An 18,134-nucleotide genomic window follows, 5' to 3' on the forward strand; every position below is an offset into this window, starting at 1 on the left:
TCAGTGTTTCAGGCCCAGCTTCTGCGCCAGTTTATGCAGATTGCTGGGGTCTAAGCCAAAAGCGCGGGCGGTGGCGCTCCAGCTGCCGTTCTGTTGCTGTACTTCACGCACAATCAGGGCGCGCTGAAAGGTTTTTACCGCCTCTTTCATCGGCATTCCCTGTACCGTCTGCAATAAGCCACGGTCCTGACGGTTTTCTTCGTTCAGGCCAGCCTCGCCGTTATCCGGCACATCCAGATCCAGTAACCGGCTGTCGAGGGTAATAATGTCGTGGCGCTGGGCGCCACGGCTCAGTGCCTTGATGGCGGCACGGCTGATAACGTGCTCCAGCTCGCGGATATTGCCCGGCCAGGGATACGCCAGCAGTGCGGCTTCAGCATCGGGTGACAGGCGCAGGCTGCGCAACCCCAGCCGGGCGCGGTTCAGTTCCAGAAAGTGGCCGGCCAGCAGGGGAATGTCTTTATCCCGCTCGCGCAGGGGCGGAATCGGAATCGGGTAGACCGACAAACGATGGTACAGATCGGCACGGAAGGCGCCTTCGGTAATCTGTTCTTTCAGATTGCGGTTGGTGGCGGCAATCACCCGCACATCCACCCGTTTCGGTTGGTCACTGCCCAGCCGTTGTACTTCACCGTTCTGCAGCACGCGCAACAGTTTGGCCTGCACAGGCAGCGGTAATTCACCCACTTCATCGAGAAAAATAGTGCCCTGATCGGCGCTTTCAAAGCGGCCGGGGCGGTCGCTGGTGGCGCCGGAAAAAGCGCCTTTCAGGTGCCCGAATAATTCACTTTCAGCCAGGTTTTCCGGCAGTGCGGCGCAGTTCACATAAATCATCGGCCGGCTGGCACGCGGCGACTGGCGGTGCAGATAGTTGGCGAACACTTCCTTACCAACACCGGTTTCACCCAGCAGCAGTACCGGTAAATCGGATGCTGCCACCACATCCAGTTCTTTGCGGATCTGCCGGATGGCGTCACTGTGGCCAATGATGTCGCTGTTGTTATCCGGCCCGGCGCTGATTTCCGGGCTGGCACTGAGGCGGCCACGGCGCAGGCTGCGGATTTCTTCCTCCAGCATGCTGATGCGGATGGCCGCTTCCAGCTGCGGACGGCAGCTTTCCAGTTGTTGCAGTTTTTCGCCATCGAAGGTGCCGGGAGTAAGGGAATCGAGCGTCAGCGCACCCCAGCGTTCGCCGTTCAGCCACAGGCTGATCCCCATGCAGTCATGCACCGGCAAGGGTGCGCCGGGCTGACTGGCCAGCAGGCCGTCGTAAGGGTCGGGCAGCGGGCTGTCGGCCGGAAAGCGCAGGGCTTGTACGCTGGTCATAATGGCCGACAGGCGCGGATGCTGAGCCAGCCCGAATTTACGTCCGTGGGCTTCAGCGACCAGGCCACGAATGGCGACCGGATGCAGGTGTTCACGTTGCAGTCGCAGCAGTACCACGGCGCCACATTCAAAACGCTCATGCAGGCCCGTAACAATACGCTCAAACCGCTCGGCCGCCGGCATGTCGGTAATAAGATCTTGCAGCAGCTCAGGTCCGGACATGGCGTTTCTCGCAGGTTGGGTCATAAAAACCAGGGTGGTGAATTCTACAATAAAAATCAGTGTTCTTTATACCCATCTGTGTCAGGAACCCACAGTGGGTAAGGGCTGCAAACTGGCCCGGCTTTTGCTGAACAAAGAGACGTCTTGTTGATTATTTCTGTTTACCATTCCTGTCAGGAGCCTTTATGGAATTACTGGACCGTTCTTTAAGTGACATTGCTACCACGATTCCGGGCGCATCGGCGCTGCTGCGAAACCTTAAACTCAACTTCTGTTGCGATGGCACCACCACTCTGGGCACTGCTCTGGCGGGTAAAGGTCTGCCCAGTCACGACGTTGTCGATCAGCTGCTCAGCATGGCCAGCGATGCCGAGCCGGTGGACTGGAGCAAAGAACCCACCACCCGGCTGATCAGCCATATTCTGGAGCGTTACCATGCCCGCCACCGCGAACAACTGCCGGAGCTGATTTTCCTGGCCGCCAAAGTGGAGCGGGTGCATGCCAATGCGCCTGGTTGCCCCCTGGGTCTGGCGGATCTGCTGCGCAATATCAGCCATGAACTGGCCAGCCACATGCTCAAAGAAGAGCAGATTCTGTTTCCGATGCTGGGCGGTGGTATTTACCCGAACGGCCCCATTAACGTGATGCAGGATGAGCATGAAGAACATCTGCAGGCGGTTGAGCAGCTGCGTCAGCTGACCAACGACATTACGCTGCCGGCGGGTGCCTGTAACAGCTGGAAAGCCTTGTATCTGGGGCTGCAGACCTTTGTGGATGATCTGATGCAGCATATTACGCTCGAAAATTACTTCTTATTTGTGCCACCCAAAGCCACGTCTTCAAACTGTTGCGGCAGCTGCCAGTAACCACTCTCCGTCTCACCTGTAACGGGTGAGTTTCGGGCGCGCAAGCGCCCTTTTTTATGCCCCTGTTTTTATGCCCTGACTCTGTCGGTTTAAAGCAGCTGAATTCTGTCTGCGGTCTGGAATCCGGGCTCAGGAATCTGCACACAGGGCCATGGCAGGGATGTGCCACGGCCCTGTGTGCTGAGACGTTTTATTACAATAAATAAATAACACTGAGCAGTCCGGTCATGCTCAATACCAGGGTGTAAGGCAGCGCCATGATCACCATGCGGCCATAAGACAACCGCACCAATGGGGCAATGGCCGAGGTAAGCAGAAACAGAAAGGCGGCCTGGCCATTGGGGGTGGCGACGCTGGGCAGGTTGGTGCCGGTATTAATGGCAATGGCCAGACGGTCAAAATGTTCGCGGCTGATGTCGCCGGCAGCCAGTGACTGCTGAATTTCAGAGATATACACCGTGGCCACAAAGACGTTGTCGCTGATCATCGATAACACCCCGTTGGCAATAAAAAACATGCCGGGTTGTTGTTCGGTCGGCAAGCTCAGCACCCAGTTGATAACCGGACTGAACAGATGTTGCTGATGAATTACCGCCACCACCGCAAAGAACACCACCAGTAAGGCGGTAAAGGGCAGGGCTTCAGTAAAGGCTTTGCCAATCTGGTGTTCGTCGGTAACACCGTTCATGGCGGCAATCAGAATAATCACCAGCAGGCCGATCAGGCCGACCTCGGCAATATGAAACGCCAGCCCGAAAATCAGAATAACGGCAGCCAGCATCTGAATAACCAAAGCCATCTGTTGTGGTTTGTTGCGGCGGGCTTTTTCAGCATCGGCAAATTCTTTCAGTACCGCCAGTACCGGCTTCGGCAGTTTGGCGCCATAACCAAACCAGCGCAGTTTTTCCAGCAGTACGCAGGTTAATAAACCGGCGGCCAGCACCGGCATGGATACCGGCTTCATCAGGTGGAAAAAGGTCGCAAAATCCCAGCCGGCCACTTTGGCAATCAGCAGGTTCTGGGGTTCGCCCACCATAGTGCAGACGCCCCCCAGTGCCGTTCCTACGGCGCCGTGCATTAATAAGCTGCGCAAAAACGCACGGAAGGTATCCAGGTCTTGGCGGTGCAGTTCAATCACTTCGTGGTCGCTGCCGTGGTTATGGTCGCTCTGTTGATAACCTTTGCCCGATGCCACTTTGTGGTACACGGAATAAAAGCCTACCGCGACGCTGATGATGACCGCGGTTACGGTTAAGGCATCGAGAAATGCCGATAAAAAAGCCGCCGTCATCGAAAAGGTAAGAGCCAGCAGATATTTGGAGCGGATGCGTACCAGAATATTGGTGAAGGTAACCAGCAGCAGGTTTTTCATAAAATAAATGCCGGCCACCATAAACATCAGCAGCAGAATCACCGGCAGGTTGTGTTCCACCTCGGCGTATAACGCATCCGGTGTGGTCAGTCCCAGCAGCAGCGCCTCAATGGCCAGTAAACCACCGGGTAACAGGGGGTAGCACTTCAGCGCCATCGCCAGGGTAAAAATAAATTCAGCAATTAACAGCCAGCCGGTCAGTACCGGTCCGGCCAGCCACAGACAAAGCGGGTTCAGCAGCAGAAAAAACACAATACTTTGTTTGTACCAGGCCGGGGATTGGCCAAGAAAATTCTGCGCCAGGGCGCTGGCAAACGATGGTGCGGGTGACATACAAGGGTATCCGGACAGAGGGGGCAAGCTCTGATTGTCCGTACCGGGTCTGTGCCCGGCAATGCCACTGAAGGGATAGGGGATGTACCCCGGCCGGTTGCAGCGGTGGGCGCTGCGGTATGGCTGAGGTAAGATGCCGGCAATTCATTTTGTTAAGGACTGTTTATGACTCAGCCAGCCCGTATTGGCATTCTGACTGTCAGCGACCGTGCCAGCGCCGGTATTTATGAAGATATTTCCGGCAAAGCCATTGAGAGCACGTTAAACGATTACCTGACGTCGCCCTGGCAGCCGGTGTACCGGCTGGTGGCCGATGAGCAGGATCTGATTGAAGATACCCTGTGCCAGCTGGTGGATGATGAAGGCTGCTGTCTGGTCATCACCACCGGCGGTACCGGCCCGGCGCGTCGCGATGTTACCCCGGAAGCCACCGAAGCGGTGTGCGACCGCATGATGCCGGGTTTTGGTGAATTAATGCGCATGGAGTCGCTGAAATACGTGCCGACCGCTATTCTGTCACGGCAGACGGCCGGGTTACGCGGCAGCGCGTTAATTCTGAATCTGCCCGGTAAGCCAAAAGCCATCCGCCAGTGTCTGGATGCGGTTTTCCCTGCTATTCCGTATTGCATTGATTTGATGGAAGGCCCGTATCTGGAATGCAATGCGGACATTATTAAAGCCTTCCGCCCTGCCAGCTAAAGGATAGTGTATGAGCATTAAGGTAATGCTGGCCGTGGCCGACGGCAGTGAAGACATTGAAACCGTTACCGTCAGTGATGTGCTGCGTCGTGCCGGTATCGAAGTGGTATTGGTGTCGGTGATGCCGCAACGGCAGATTACCTGTGCCCGTGGCATTCAGTTGCGCGCTGATGCTCTGATGGCCGATGTGATGGAACAGCACTGGGATGCCATTGTGCTGCCGGGCGGTTTGCCGGGGGCAGAACATCTGGCCGATTGTGCCGCGCTGATTGCGTTGTTGCGCGAACAGCAGGCCGCCGGCCGTCTTATTGGTGCCATTTGTGCGGCGCCGGCGCTGGTACTGGCCCGCCATGGCCTGCTCAGGGGTTACAAAGCGACGGCTTTTCCCGGTTGTGAAGAGGCGTTGCGGCAAGGCGGCGCGCTGCAGGTACTGGGCGATGTGGTGACGGATCGACGTATGGTGACCAGCCGTGGTCCGGCCACCGCCATGGCGTTTGCGTTGCAGCTGGTGCGGTTGCTGGCCGGTGAACAGCGGGCCGATCAGGTGGGCAAGGCGCTGTTGTTTTTCCCCTGAGCCGCTGGGGGTGGGGTGCCGTAGCGTTCGGTTACCCAGTCCGGGTGCTTGTACAGAATGCGCAGGTCTTTATAGCGCCGGACATCCCGGAACATGGCGACCCAGTCGTGTACCTGTAAATGCCAGGGGTTATGAGGATGGTCCGGCATACGGGTCACACCGTATTGAATCTCTCCGGCATCGGCTTCCGCCCGGAACGTGCCGAATAATTTATCCCAGAGAATAAAAATACCGCCGAAATTGGTATCAATCTGTTTCGGGTTACGCCCGTGGTGTACGCGATGGTGTGACGGTGTATTAAAAATCTTTTCCAGCCAGCCCAGTGTGCGCACCTGTTCGGTATGCAGAAAAAACTGATACACCAGGTTGGCTTCAATGGCGATAAGTACCCAGTTTTTATCAAAGCCGAGCAGGGCGGCCGGAATCCACCACAGCAACCAGCTGCCGGACAGGGCGAAGGTGAAATTCTGCCGCAGGGCGGTGGAAAAATTCATGTGTTCGGAGGAGTGGTGGGTAACGTGCACATTCCAGAACCAGCGCACTTTGTGCATCAGCACATGGTTAAGGTAAAAGCAGAAATCAATAAACACCACCAGGGCCAGCACGCTCCAGAAGGATAATTCCGGGTTCCACTGCAGGCCACGGTCGTACACCCATAAATAAAAGGCCTGAATAAACAGCGCAATGGCAATGCCATCCACCACTTTGTAGGAAAACCCGGTGGTGATATTGGCCAGGGTTTCCGGCCACCGGTACAGCCCCGGCCGGCCATGCCGGCGAGCGTAAACGTTTTCGGCCACCATCACGGCCAGAAAAATCACCCCGAACAGGGCAATAAATAACAGGGCATGAAGTACGTCTTGCATGAGGGTTACCTTTTTTTTGTTATGCCGTTACTGTACGCCTGCAGGTCTGGTAAGAATTGACATTTAATGCCATTGTTTTGACTTACTCTGCCAACAGGTACCCCTATGAGTATGCTCGGCCCCTTACAGCTCAGCGGCGATCTGGCCGGCCTGGTGCGCTGCTATTTACAGCGACAGCAGGACACTCACTGTGATTTATATCGTTATCTTCTGACGCTGGCGCCGGATACCCGCATCACCTTCAGTGACTGGTGGGCCTGGCTGGAGCGTTTGCAGCAGCGCTACCCACAACGACTGGTCGGACTGGAGCTGGGGCAGCTGGTGCAGCCGGAATTCGTCGGCGTGCTCGGCTATTTGTTACTGGCCTGTGACACACTGGCCGATGCCCTGCAGGGCTTTGAACGCTACCAGCGCCTGTTACACGATGGCGATCGCGCCAGTGCGCAGCTGCAGGATGGTTTGTTGTGCCTGCGCTGGAGCAACGAGTACGGCCCGTCTTCGCGGTTGTCGGATGAAGTGCTGGTGGTGGGTATGCTCAGTTTTATCCGCCGCATGACCGGCCAGCAGCAACTGGCACCGCAGCGGGTGCATTTTACCTTCGCTGCCCCCGTTACCGGTGCCGTTGAGCATGAGCAGGCCTGTGGTTGCCCGGTGCGTTTTTCCCAGCCGGCCACCGCTATTTATTTTCGCCCGCAGGATCTGGCTTTGCCGGTCAGTCAGCAGGATGCCGGCCTGCGTCAGTTGCTGGAACAGCAGGCGCAGGCCTTGCTGGCGGTATTGCCCCAGAGTGGCGAGTTTGTGCAGCGCTTGCGCGAGGCGTTGCTGGTGGCGCTGCAGACGGGCCAGCCTGCTTCGGCCTTTGTTGCCCGACGGCTGCACTTATCGGAACGTACCTTATTCCGCCGGCTGGCGGAGCAGGGCTTAACCTTCCGTCATGTGCTAACCCAGATCCGCATGCAGCTGGCCCAGCAATATCTGCGCGAAGGGCGGCTGACCCACAGTGAAATTGCCCTGTTACTGGGCTATTCCGAGCACAGTGCCTTTTGCCGGGCGTTCCGCTCGGCCTGTGGTGAAACGCCGGGGCGCTGGCTGGCCAGCCGGCGCTGAGTTCGGCGGTTTACAGCGTGGCCGCCACTCTGTACAGTACGGCCCCTGTTTTTTTACTCATGTGGCCTGTCGTAGGGGCCACCACTGACAAGGATCTGATATGCCTGTTATTACCCTCCCGGACGGCTCCAAACGCGAATTCGATCAACCCGTTACCTTAATGCAGGTGGCGGAAAGTATTGGTCCGGGTCTGGCCAAAGCGACCGTTTGTGGCCGCATTAATGGTCAGCTGGTGGACGCCTGTGAACTGATCACCCATGACGCCGATGTGGTGCTGATTACCGGCCGCGATGCAGAAGGTCTGGATGTTATCCGCCACTCCTTTGCTCACCTGGTTGGCCATGCGGTAAAACAGCTGTATCCAACCGCCAAAATGGCCATTGGTCCGGTGATTGAAAACGGCTTTTATTACGATATTGACTACGAGCGGCCGTTTACCCCGGAAGACGTGGATGCCATTGAAAAGCGCATCGGCGAGCTGATCAAAAAAGATTACGAAGTCGTTAAGCAGATGACTCCGATCAAAGACGCCCGCCGGGTGTTTGTTGATCGTGGCGAAGACTACAAAGTCGAACTGATTGACGACTTAATCAGCAAAGGTGAGCAGGCGGTCGGTCTGTATCATCACGAAGAATACGTCGATATGTGCCGGGGCCCGCACGTGCCCAGCACCCGCGTGATGCGTATTTTCAAGCTGATGCGGGTATCCGGTGCTTACTGGCGTGGTGATTCACAGAACAAGCAGCTGCAGCGTATTTACGGCACCGCCTGGAACGACAAAAAAGATTTGAAAGATTATCTGCAGCGGCTGGAAGAAGCGGAAAAACGCGACCACCGTAAACTGGGTAAACAACTGAATCTGTTCCACGTGCAGGAAGAAGCGCCGGGTATGGTGTTCTGGCACCCGAATGGCTGGACCATGTACCAGGTACTGGAACAGTACATGCGCAGGGTGCAGCAGGATGCCGGTTATCAGGAAATCCGCACCCCGCAGGTGGTTGACCGTGTGCTGTGGGAGAAATCCGGCCACTGGGAACACTACGCCGAAAATATGTTCGTCACCGAATCGGAAAAACGCACCTATGCGGTAAAACCGATGAACTGCCCCTGTCATATTCAGGTGTTCAATCAGGGGCTGAAGAGCTACCGCGAACTGCCGCTGCGTCTGGCCGAGTTCGGTTCCTGTCACCGCAACGAGCCGTCCGGTGCGCTGCACGGCATTATGCGGGTGCGGGGCTTTACCCAGGATGACGCGCATATTTTTGCTACCGAGAAACAAATCCGCCAGGAAGCCTCTGATTTCATTAAGCTGACGCTGGATGTGTACCGTGATTTCGGTTTTGACGCGGTGGAAATGAAACTGTCGACCCGTCCGGAAGGCCGTATTGGCGATGATTCCCAATGGGATCTGGCTGAATCGGCACTGGAAGATGCACTCAATGCTGCTGGTCTGGCGTGGGAGCTGCAACCGGGTGAAGGGGCTTTCTACGGTCCGAAGATTGAATTTTCCCTGCGCGACTGTATCGGTCGGGTATGGCAATGCGGTACTCTGCAGCTCGACTTTATGCTGCCCGGCCGTTTAGGTGCCCAGTATGTGGATGAAGATGGCGAGCGCAAAACGCCGGTGATGCTGCACCGGGCGATTCTGGGCTCGTTTGAACGCTTTATCGGCATTCTGATTGAGCATTACGCCGGTTCCATGCCGCCCTGGCTGGCGCCGCAACAGGTGTCGGTGCTGAATATTACCGATAACCAGGCAGAATATTGCGAAAAACTGGCCAAAACCCTCAAATCAAAAGGGTTCCGGGCTGCGGCGGACTTGAGAAACGAGAAGATCGGCTTTAAAATCCGCGAGCACACTTTGCACAAGGTACCCTACTTGTTGGTTGTAGGGGATAAAGAAGTTGAAGCAAACACCGTCGCTGTGCGTACCCGTAAAGGTGAAGATCTCGGCGTAATGAGCCTGGATGCCTTTATCGGTATCCTTGAAGGCAGCATTGCCCAGCGCGGGCGGTTTGGAATGGAGAACTGATCATCAGACGCGATAACAGAAAGGGCGGCCGCCCAGATAACAGAGCCGCCATTAACGATAATATCCGTGCCACAGAGGTACGTCTTATCGGCGCCGATGGAAGCCAGGTTGGTGTTGTAAGTATTGAAGAAGCTCTGCGCATCGCCGAGGAAGCTGCACTGGATCTGGTACAGATTTCAGACGGTGACCCGATTGTGTGCAAGGTGATGGACTTCGGCAAAAAGCTTTACGAAGAGAAAAAGCAGAAAGCTGAGGCCAAAAAGCGTCAGCATCAGGTGCAGATTAAGGAAATGAAATTCCGTCCGGGCACTGATGATGGCGACTATCAGATTAAATTACGTAATCTGAAGCGATTCCTTGAGGACGGTGACAAAGCGAAAGTGTCATTACGCTTCCGCGGCCGCGAGATGGCTCACCAGCAGCTGGGTATGGAAATGATGAAACGCATCGAAGAGGACCTGAAGGAACTCGGCGTTGTGGAGCAGCATCCCAAGCTGGAAGGCCGTCAGATGGTGATGGTCATCGCCCCGGGTAAGAAGAAGTAGTCCGGTTTTCAAACGAACTGCCCAGTCCCGGCCTTAGTGCCGGGTTTGTGCATTCTACCGGCTGCTTAATATGGCAGACGTTATACAGGGTTCTTAGTTCTGTATGCGTCATCACTGTTGGAGTAAACCATGCCTAAAATGAAAACTAAGAGCGGCGCTGCCAAGCGCTTCAAGAAGACTGCTAACGGCTTCAAACACCGTAACGCTTTCCGCAGCCACATCCTGACCAAAAAGAGCACCAAGCGTAAACGCCATCTGCGCGGTAACGTTCTGGTACACCCGGCTGACGTCAAGTCTGTCGCGCGTATGCTGCCTAACCTTTAAGTTATTGCTCAGGAGATAAACTATGGCTCGTGTAAAACGTGGTGTGATCGCTCGTCGTCGTCACAAAAAAATTCTGAAGCAGGCTAAAGGTTACTACGGTGCTCGCAGCCGTGTATTCCGTGTTGCCAAGCAGGCCGTTATCAAAGCCGGTCAGTACGCTTACCGCGACCGTCGTCAGCGTAAGCGTCAGTTCCGTCAGCTGTGGATCGCGCGTATCAACGCCGGCGCACGTCTGAACGGTCTGTCTTACAGCAAGTTCATCAACGGCCTGAAAAAAGCCGCGGTTGAAATTGACCGTAAAGTACTGGCTGACCTGGCCGTGAATGAAAAAGCAGCGTTTGCGGCTCTGGTTGAAAAAGCCAAGTCCAGCCTGTAATTTCACCGCATAGCCGGTTAGGGGGCGGGGCGTAAGCCCAGCCTGCGAAATAGGGGATGAGCTTAGGTTAGGCTAGGTGATTCCCCTATTTTTTTGCTCCGAGATCCAGTCTGGCGGACAATGCCAACGCCCATTCAATCATTGACGGAAAGCTACAATGGAAAACCTTGAAGCCCTGACACAACAGGCCCTGGCCGCGGTCGGTGCAGCGCAGGATGTTGCCGCGCTGGATCAGGTACGGGTGCAGTTTCTGGGTAAAAAAGGGGAAATCACTTCCCTGATGAAAAACCTGGGCAGCGTTGCACCGGAAGATCGTCCGAAGATGGGCGCGGTGATTAACGCAGCCAAAGATCAGGTGGAAGATGCAATTTCTGCCCGTAAGCAGTTATTGGAAATCGCCGCACTGGATGCTCGTTTAGCGGCCGAAACCATTGATATTACCCTGCCGGGCCGCAGCCTGCAGGAAGGCAGCCTGCACCCGGTAACCCGTACGCTGGAGCGTATTGAGGCCCATTTTGCCGGTGCTGGTTACGACGTGGCCGAAGGCCCGGAAGTGGAAGACGATTTCCACAACTTTGAAGCCCTGAATATTCCGTCGCATCACCCGGCCCGGGCGATGCACGACACCTTCTATTTTGACGCCACCACCTTGCTGCGTACCCATACGTCGCCGGTGCAAGTGCGTACTATGGAAGCTCAGCAGCCACCGATCCGCATTATTTGCCCGGGTCGTGTGTACCGCTGCGATTACGATCAGACCCACTCACCCATGTTCCATCAGGTGGAAGGTCTGCTGGTCGATAAAAACATCAGTTTTGCCGATTTAAAAGGCACCATTCAGGAATTCCTCAGCGTATTTTTCGAGCGCGACCTGACCATCCGCCTGCGGCCGTCGTATTTTCCGTTTACTGAACCGTCGGCGGAAATTGATATTGAGTGGATCATCGAAACCCCGGAAGGCACTAAGCGGCGCTGGCTGGAAGTGGGTGGTTGCGGCATGGTGCACCCGGAAGTCTTCCGCCATGTGGGCATCGACCCGGAACAGTACAGCGGTTTTGCCTTTGGCATGGGCGTCGAGCGTCTGGCCATGCTGCGCTACGGCGTGAACGACCTGCGTCTGTTCTTCGAAAACGATCTGCGCTTCCTGCAGCAATTCCGTTAATGGCTCACAAGGTACAGGATTAAACACATGAAATTCAGCGAACAGTGGTTACGCGAATGGGTGCAGCCTGCGGTGAGCACCGATGAACTGGCAGCCCAGATCACCATGGCCGGCCTTGAAGTAGACGGCGTGGAATCGGTTGCCGGTCAGTTTTCCGGCGTGGTGGTTGGTCAGGTGATCAGCCGTGAACAACATCCGGATGCCGATAAACTCAGCCTTTGTCAGGTCACCGATGGCAACGAAACCTTTCAGGTCGTTTGTGGTGCCGCCAACGTGCGTGCCGGTCTGAAAATTCCGTTTGCCAAAATTGGCGCCCAGTTGCCGGGCGATTTCAAAATTAAAAAAGCCAAACTGCGTGGTGTCGAGTCGTTCGGTATGTTGTGTGCCGAAGCCGAACTGGGTCTGGCGGAAACCTCCGATGGCTTAATGGAACTGGCCGACGATGCGCCGGTGGGTGCCGATATTCGCCACTACCTGAATCTGGATGACCAGATCATCGAAGTGGATTTAACCCCGAACCGGGGTGACTGTTTAAGCATTGCCGGACTGGCCCGCGAAGTCGGCGTACTGAATCAGGCGTCGGTGCAGGGCCCGGCTATTGAGCCGGTGGCGGTCAGCATCAGTGACGTGCCGGCCATTGACGTGCTGGCGCCGAAGGCCTGCCCGCGTTACCTCGGTCGTATCGTTAAAGGCGTAAACGTGAAAGCGCCGACGCCGCTGTGGATGGTGGAAAAACTGCGTCGCAGCGGTATCCGCTCCATTGATGCGGTGGTGGATATCACCAACTATGTGCTGCTGGAACTGGGGCAGCCGATGCACGCCTTCGACCTGAACAAGGTTGAGGGTGGTATCCGCGTGCGCATGGCCGAGCAGGGCGAACAACTGACGCTGCTGGATGGCCAGGACATCAGCCTGAACGCCGATACCTTGGTGATTGCCGACCATAACAAAGCGCTGGCCATGGCCGGCATTATGGGCGGCGAGCATTCCGGTGTCAGCGACAGTACTCAGGATTTATTGCTGGAAGCGGCGTTTTTTGCGCAGCTGGCCGTTGCCGGCCGCGCCCGTCATTACGGATTGCACACCGATTCTTCCCATCGTTTTGAACGTGGCGTGGATTACAACCTGGCCCGCACTGCCATGGAACGGGCCACTGGCCTGCTGCTGGATCTGTGCGGTGGTGCCGCCGGCCCCATCGTGGAAGTCGCCAGTGACGTCGACCTGCCGAAAGTCGCCAGCATTCACCTGCGCAAAGCCCGTATCAGCCAGATGCTGGGGCTGGAGCTGGATTCCGCCATGGTGGAAGACATGCTCACCCGTCTGGGCATGCAGTTAACCGATACCGCCGATGGCTGGCAGGTACAGGCACCCAGCTATCGCTTTGATATGGCCATTGAAGCCGATTTAATCGAAGAACTGGCGCGTATTTATGGCTACAACCGTTTGCCGGTGCGCACTCCCGCCGCTGCCACACCGTTGCGCAAAGTGCCGGAAAACCGCCTCAGCATGCAGGACGTGCGCCGTCAGCTGATTGCCCGTGGTTATCAGGAAGCCATTACCTACAGCTTCGTGGAACCGTCATTGCAGAAAGCACTGGACCCTGAAGTGGAGCCGCTGCCACTGCTGAACCCGATTTCCGCCGATATGTCGGTCATGCGTACCAACTTATGGGCGGGTCTGGTGCAGGCAGCGGACTACAACCTGAAGCGTCAGCAGCCGCGCGTGCGTCTGTTTGAAACCGGTCTGCGTTTTGTGCCATCGGCCAGTGGCCTGCAGCAGATTCCGACGCTGGCTTTTGTGGCCACGGGTTCGCGTTTGCCGCAAGCCTGGTCGGATGCCGATGCAGCCGTCGATTTCTTTGATGTCAAAGGCGATCTGGAAACCCTGCTGGCCCGTGGTGGCAACCACGACCGTTACCGCTTTGTGGCGGTGCGGCATCCGGCTCTGCACCCAGGACAAAGCGCGCAGATTGAAAAAGCTGGCGCAGACGGCCAGTGGCATGCCGTTGGTCTGATCGGTGCGCTGCACCCCAGTGTGCAGAAGCAGCTGGGCATTCGTCAGCCGCTGTATCTGGTGCAGGTGGACCTGAATGCTGTGCGTGAGATTCGCGTGCCGCGCTTCCATGAATTGTCGAAGTTCCCGGAAATGCGCCGCGATCTGGCCTTGGTCGTCGCTCAGGATGTAGCGGTTGAACAGGTGCTTGCGGGTATCCGCAGTACCGCCGGCGAATTCCTGACCAAGCTCAACCTGTTTGACGTGTATGTGGGCAAAGGCATTGATCCGGATAGAAAAAGTCTGGCGCTGGGGTTGACCTGGCAGCATCCTTCGCGCACATTGACTGACGAAGAAATAAACGATTCTGTATCGTCAGTACTGGCTCATCTGCAAGAGAGCCTGGGAGCAACGCTGAGGGGTTAGCATGACCGCTTTGACCAAAGCAGAACTGGCTGAAAAACTGTTCGAGGATCTTGGTCTCAACAAGCGCGAAGCGAAGGACATGGTGGATCTGTTCTTTGACGAGATCCGCGAAAGCCTGAGCCGCAATGAGCAGGTGAAGTTGTCGGGATTCGGCAACTTCGACCTGCGCGACAAACGCCAACGTCCGGGCCGTAACCCGAAAACCGGTGAGGAAATCCCCATTTCCGCCCGCCGCGTGGTTACGTTCAAGCCCGGCCAGAAACTTAAGGTAAGGGTCGAGGCCTATGCTGGAACCCAGCCACAATAACGAACTGCCGCCCATACCGGCCAAGCGCTACTTTACCATCGGTGAAGTCAGTGAGCTGTGCGAGGTAAAACCGCACGTGCTGCGCTATTGGGAGCAGGAGTTTCCCCAGCTCAGCCCGGTAAAACGTCGCGGTAACCGCCGTTATTATCAGCGTCAGGATGTGATTCTGGTGCGTGAAATCCGTGCGTTGCTGTATCAGGAAGGCTACACCATTGGCGGTGCGCGTCAGCGTCTGAGCGAAGAGGGCAATTCCAACGCGGTGGCGATGGATCAGGCCTTAATCAAAAATATGATCAGCGAACTGAAAGAGTTGGCTGATCTTCTGACTCCGATCTAAAAAAACCTTTAACTTTTCAGTGGCTTAAGTATAATTCGCGGCTTCTGAAGCTTTTCAGAATTGTGTCGGGGCGTAGCGCAGCCTGGTAGCGCACTTGCATGGGGTGCAAGGGGTCGAGTGTTCGAATCACTCCGTCCCGACCAACTTAGAATTCATAAAAAAGGCCAGCGGTAACACGCTGGCCTTTTTTATTTTCTGCTCTTCTTCAGCCGTTGTTGCGCAAATTACGCAACGAATCACTCAGGCGTTCAATACGCTCATTCGATTCTTTAATCAGGCTGTTAATCTGGGCGGCTGAACTGGCCGATTGTTGCGCCAGTTTACGCACTTCATCCGCTACCACGGCAAAACCGCGGCCCTGATCACCGGCGCGGGCCGCCTCAATAGCGGCGTTCAGCGCCAGCAGGTTGGTTTTTTCGGTAATGCTGTTAATGGTACCGATAATATCGGCCACTTTGCGGCTGGAATCCTGCACCAGACCCATTTCCCGTTCGGTTACCAGGGCTGCTTCGTGCTGAGCGTGTTCATCGGTGCCGTAGCTGACAATCTGGCTGATATTTCCTTCGGCATCGGTAATGGGGCAGAGCGTACCTTTGAACTGCATCCGGGTGCCAGCACTGTTGGGCACCACAAAATTACCAACGTATTGTTCACCGTCCAATAACTGACGGAACACTTTGTCGCCCATCAGTTGTTGCAGGTTGTAATTTTTTTGCAGCAGGTCGGCTTCCTGATTAAAGCCCAGGTGTTGCAGCATATAGGCGTTGGCCTGCACCAGGCGGCCATCGGTGTTCCATTCCGCCACACCATTACTCACGCCAATGGCATCAAAGCGGCGCTCAGCATTCAGCGAACGTTGCTTGGTACTGGTAATGTTTGTCTGGATCGAAATGTAGTGGCTCAGTTGACCACGCTCATCAAAGACCGGGTTAATCGCCAGCGAAATCCAGTAAGGTTCACCCTGTTTGTTGTAGTTAAGAATTTCACTGTAAAACGGTTTTTTATTACGCAGATGGTAGCGGATGGCTTCTATGGTTTCTGAGTCGGTCGCTTTACCCTGCAGAATGGGGCCGGGTTTTTTACCGCGCATTTCTTCCAGGCTGTAACCGGTTAACGTGGTAAAGCCGGTGTTAACATACTGCACTCGGCCCTGCGGGTCGCTGATAATAATCGAGTTGCTGGTTTCATCGGCCACCAGCGACAGCAGTTCAAACTCCTGTTTACGTTCCACTTCGGCGGTAATGTCGTTGGCGAATTTAATCACTTTTACCACATTACCCAATCCATCCAGAATGGGGTTATAGGTGCCATGAATCCAGACCACGCGGCCACTTTTAGCAATGCGTGGATACTCTGCGGTTTGAAATTTTCCACGTTGCAGACTGGCCCAGAATTCGGCATAAGCGCTGGGTTTGGCTTCTTCTTCACGCACAAAAATCCGGTGATGCTGGCCCTTAATTTCTTCCAGCCGGTAGCCCATTAATTTCAGGAAATTGCTGTTGGCAGAACAGATCTGACCATCCGGGGTGAACTCAATAACGGCCATGGCACGGTGGATGGCATTAATCTGCGATTCCAGGTCGGCGCGCCAGTTAACCTTGTCGGTGACGTCAGTGGCGAATTTAATAATACGTACCACCCGGCCAGCGCGCTTAATCGGGGTATAAGTCGCATGTATCCAGATCTGCCGGCCGTCTTTGCTCAGTCGCATGAACGAACCGCTTTGTGCTTTACCAGCACGCAGGTCATTCCAGAAATGCCGGTAGTCCTGTCCTTCTGCCTGGGCCGGATCCATAAAGACACAGTGGTGTTTACCGATGACTTCGGCTGCCTGATAGCCCATCAGATCCAGGAAAATCTGGTTGGCTCTCAGAACGGTGCCATCCAGATCGAACTCGATCACCCCCTGGGTTTTATCAATGGCATGAAACACATCACCGGCACGGCGTAAAGCAGAGAGGCTGAACATGAGATACCTCGATAGGGTCAGGGGGGAGACGATTCTCCCTGTATCGGCCATTCTTGTACAATATTTATTTTTGTATAAGTTTTTGACGATTAATCGTCATTCATTCCGCAAAGCTTCAATCGGGCTGAGCAGGGAAGCCTGCCAGGCTGGCCCGAGACCAGCTATTAAGCCGATGAAAGCGGATACCAGTAACGATAGCAGCAAATAGAAGGGGCTGGGTTGCAGAGGTAAACCGGGCAACAGTAATGCCAGCCCAAACAGAATGGCCAGCGCCGCCAGCATGCCGGTAATGGCCCCCAGCAGGGATAGAATAACCGCTTCGCCGAGAAACAAACTCAGCAGCTGGCGGCGCGAACTGCCAATGGCGCGCAGCAGGCCGATTTCGGCGGTGCGTTCGCGGATATTGGTGGTCATGACGGTAAAAATACCCACCCCGCCGACCAGCAGCGAAATGCCACCCAGCGCCGCGACCCCCAGCGTTAATACCGACAGAATGTTATCCAGACTGCTGAGCATTTCATCCTGAGTAATAATGGTGAAATCTTCCTGGCCGTGGCGTTCGGTCAGATGGGTGCGGATGCGTTGCGCCATATCGGTGGCGTTGGTACCCGGGCCGAACACCAGATTAATTTCCATTAAGCCTTCGCGGTTAAACAGGCTTAAGGCGCGGTCGGCGGCAATGTAGACCATATCGTCCAGATCAAACCCGAGCATGGACCCCTTCGACTGCATGACGCCCACCACCCGGAAACGCTGACCACTGACGCGGATAAACTGCCCCAGTGCCTGCTGGCCCTGAAACAATTCCTGCCAGACGGTATGGCCCAGCACCACAAAAGCCGGGGAGGGGCCACCGCCGCTGTCGGGCAGAAAGCGGCCCTGCGCCAGCGGGAAACTCCAGGCGCGCGTGAAGTCGGCCGAGGTGCCATGTATTTCGGTGCTGCGGCTGCGCTCGCCATAGCGGATGCTGCCGCTGCCCTGCAGGCTGGGAATCACGTATTCCGCATGGGGCAGGCGCGCCAGGCTGTTGCGGTCGGCCATGGTCAGCAGTTGTACTGAACTTAAAATGGTGCCCATGCCGGCGGTGTCGCTGCGCCCTGGCGTAACGGAAATAATGCGCGTACCAAATTGCGAAAAATTGTCCACGACATAACCGCGTACCCCTTCACCGAGGGCGGTTAACAGGGTGACAGCAGCAATACCAATGGCAATGCCCAGGGCCGTCAGCAGGCTTTTCAGCGGGTTAAAACGCACCGACGATAACACCAGCACCAGCCAATCCTGTACGCGCATACTGGC

17 protein-coding genes and 1 tRNA gene are annotated in these 18,134 nt (G+C 55.8%); 13 read left to right on the forward strand and 5 right to left on the reverse strand.

Annotated features, from left to right (window positions below; all coding sequences use genetic code 11):
* Positions 1-1,548 carry a nitric oxide reductase transcriptional regulator NorR gene (gene norR, locus GJQ55_RS05265; RefSeq protein ID WP_228346462.1) on the reverse strand — a complete coding sequence of 516 codons (1,548 nt, stop codon included), beginning with the start codon at positions 1,546-1,548 and terminating at the stop codon, positions 1-3.
* A gap of 185 nt (positions 1,549-1,733) precedes the next feature.
* Between norR and ytfE the strand changes: the two genes are divergently transcribed.
* A complete protein-coding gene (gene ytfE, locus GJQ55_RS05270) occupies positions 1,734-2,414 on the forward strand; it encodes an iron-sulfur cluster repair protein YtfE (RefSeq protein WP_228346463.1) in 681 nt (226 codons plus the stop codon).
* A 193-nt stretch (positions 2,415-2,607) separates the two neighbouring features.
* Here ytfE and nhaB read toward each other — a convergent pair whose 3' ends face one another.
* Positions 2,608-4,119: a sodium/proton antiporter NhaB gene (nhaB, locus tag GJQ55_RS05275; RefSeq protein ID WP_228346464.1), complete on the reverse strand. Its 1,512-nt coding sequence runs from the start codon at positions 4,117-4,119 to the stop codon at positions 2,608-2,610.
* 165 nt (positions 4,120-4,284) lie between these two features.
* Here nhaB and mog point away from each other — a divergent pair, with 165 nt between their 5' ends.
* Positions 4,285-4,818, forward strand: a complete 534-nt coding sequence (gene mog, locus GJQ55_RS05280; protein WP_228346465.1) for a molybdopterin adenylyltransferase — start codon at positions 4,285-4,287, stop codon at positions 4,816-4,818.
* Positions 4,819-4,828: 10 nt separating this feature from the next.
* The gene (locus tag GJQ55_RS05285) at positions 4,829-5,392 is read left to right on the forward strand and encodes a DJ-1 family glyoxalase III (protein WP_228346466.1); all 564 of its coding nucleotides are present in this window, start codon (positions 4,829-4,831) and stop codon (positions 5,390-5,392) included.
* On the opposite strand, the gene GJQ55_RS05290 is transcribed toward GJQ55_RS05285, so the two are convergent.
* Positions 5,359-6,258: a sterol desaturase family protein gene (locus GJQ55_RS05290; RefSeq protein ID WP_228346467.1), complete on the reverse strand. Its 900-nt coding sequence runs from the start codon at positions 6,256-6,258 to the stop codon at positions 5,359-5,361. The genes GJQ55_RS05285 and GJQ55_RS05290 overlap by 34 nt on opposite strands.
* A 105-nt stretch (positions 6,259-6,363) precedes the next feature.
* On the opposite strand from GJQ55_RS05290, the gene GJQ55_RS05295 reads away from it, so the two are divergent.
* The 10 genes from GJQ55_RS05295 (at position 6,364) to GJQ55_RS05340 (ending at position 15,009) form a co-directional block, all read left to right on the forward strand.
* The gene (locus GJQ55_RS05295; RefSeq protein ID WP_228346468.1) at positions 6,364-7,365 is read left to right on the forward strand and encodes an AraC family transcriptional regulator; all 1,002 of its coding nucleotides are present in this window, start codon (positions 6,364-6,366) and stop codon (positions 7,363-7,365) included.
* Between the two features lie 100 nt (positions 7,366-7,465).
* Entirely contained in the window at positions 7,466-9,397 is a 1,932-nt protein-coding gene (gene thrS, locus GJQ55_RS05300) for a threonine--tRNA ligase (protein ID WP_228346469.1), read from the forward strand.
* Between the two features lie 50 nt (positions 9,398-9,447).
* On the forward strand, positions 9,448-9,942 hold the full coding sequence (gene infC, locus GJQ55_RS05305) for a translation initiation factor IF-3 (RefSeq protein ID WP_228346755.1): 495 nt from the start codon (positions 9,448-9,450) through the stop codon (positions 9,940-9,942).
* A 129-nt stretch (positions 9,943-10,071) separates the two neighbouring features.
* Positions 10,072-10,266 (forward strand): 50S ribosomal protein L35, encoded by a 195-nt coding sequence (gene rpmI / locus GJQ55_RS05310; RefSeq protein WP_228346470.1) that lies wholly within the window; start codon positions 10,072-10,074, stop codon positions 10,264-10,266.
* A gap of 22 nt (positions 10,267-10,288) precedes the next feature.
* On the forward strand, positions 10,289-10,642 hold the full coding sequence (gene rplT / locus GJQ55_RS05315; protein ID WP_228346471.1) for a 50S ribosomal protein L20: 354 nt from the start codon (positions 10,289-10,291) through the stop codon (positions 10,640-10,642).
* Positions 10,643-10,799: 157 nt separating this feature from the next.
* On the forward strand, positions 10,800-11,804 hold the full coding sequence (gene pheS / locus GJQ55_RS05320; protein ID WP_228346472.1) for a phenylalanine--tRNA ligase subunit alpha: 1,005 nt from the start codon (positions 10,800-10,802) through the stop codon (positions 11,802-11,804).
* 27 nt (positions 11,805-11,831) lie between these two features.
* The gene (gene pheT / locus GJQ55_RS05325) at positions 11,832-14,222 is read left to right on the forward strand and encodes a phenylalanine--tRNA ligase subunit beta (protein ID WP_228346473.1); all 2,391 of its coding nucleotides are present in this window, start codon (positions 11,832-11,834) and stop codon (positions 14,220-14,222) included.
* A gap of 1 nt (position 14,223) precedes the next feature.
* Positions 14,224-14,529, forward strand: a complete 306-nt coding sequence (gene ihfA, locus GJQ55_RS05330; RefSeq protein WP_228346474.1) for an integration host factor subunit alpha — start codon at positions 14,224-14,226, stop codon at positions 14,527-14,529.
* Positions 14,507-14,866, forward strand: a complete 360-nt coding sequence (locus GJQ55_RS05335; protein WP_228346475.1) for a MerR family transcriptional regulator — start codon at positions 14,507-14,509, stop codon at positions 14,864-14,866. The genes ihfA and GJQ55_RS05335 overlap by 23 nt, the downstream gene beginning before the upstream one ends.
* 66 nt (positions 14,867-14,932) lie before the next feature.
* Positions 14,933-15,009: transfer RNA gene (locus GJQ55_RS05340), tRNA-Pro, on the forward strand.
* Positions 15,010-15,071: 62 nt separating this feature from the next.
* Here the strand turns inward: GJQ55_RS05340 and GJQ55_RS05350 are convergent.
* Entirely contained in the window at positions 15,072-16,835 is a 1,764-nt protein-coding gene (locus GJQ55_RS05350) for a PAS domain-containing methyl-accepting chemotaxis protein (protein ID WP_275944433.1), read from the reverse strand.
* 96 nt (positions 16,836-16,931) lie between these two features.
* On the reverse strand, positions 16,932-18,128 hold the full coding sequence (locus GJQ55_RS05355; protein ID WP_228346476.1) for an ABC transporter permease: 1,197 nt from the start codon (positions 18,126-18,128) through the stop codon (positions 16,932-16,934).
* Positions 18,129-18,134: the final 6 nt, after the last annotated feature.

It is taken from the genome of Venatoribacter cucullus, assembly GCF_016132445.1.
Classification (GTDB): domain Bacteria; phylum Pseudomonadota; class Gammaproteobacteria; order Pseudomonadales; family Oceanobacteraceae; genus Venatoribacter; species Venatoribacter cucullus.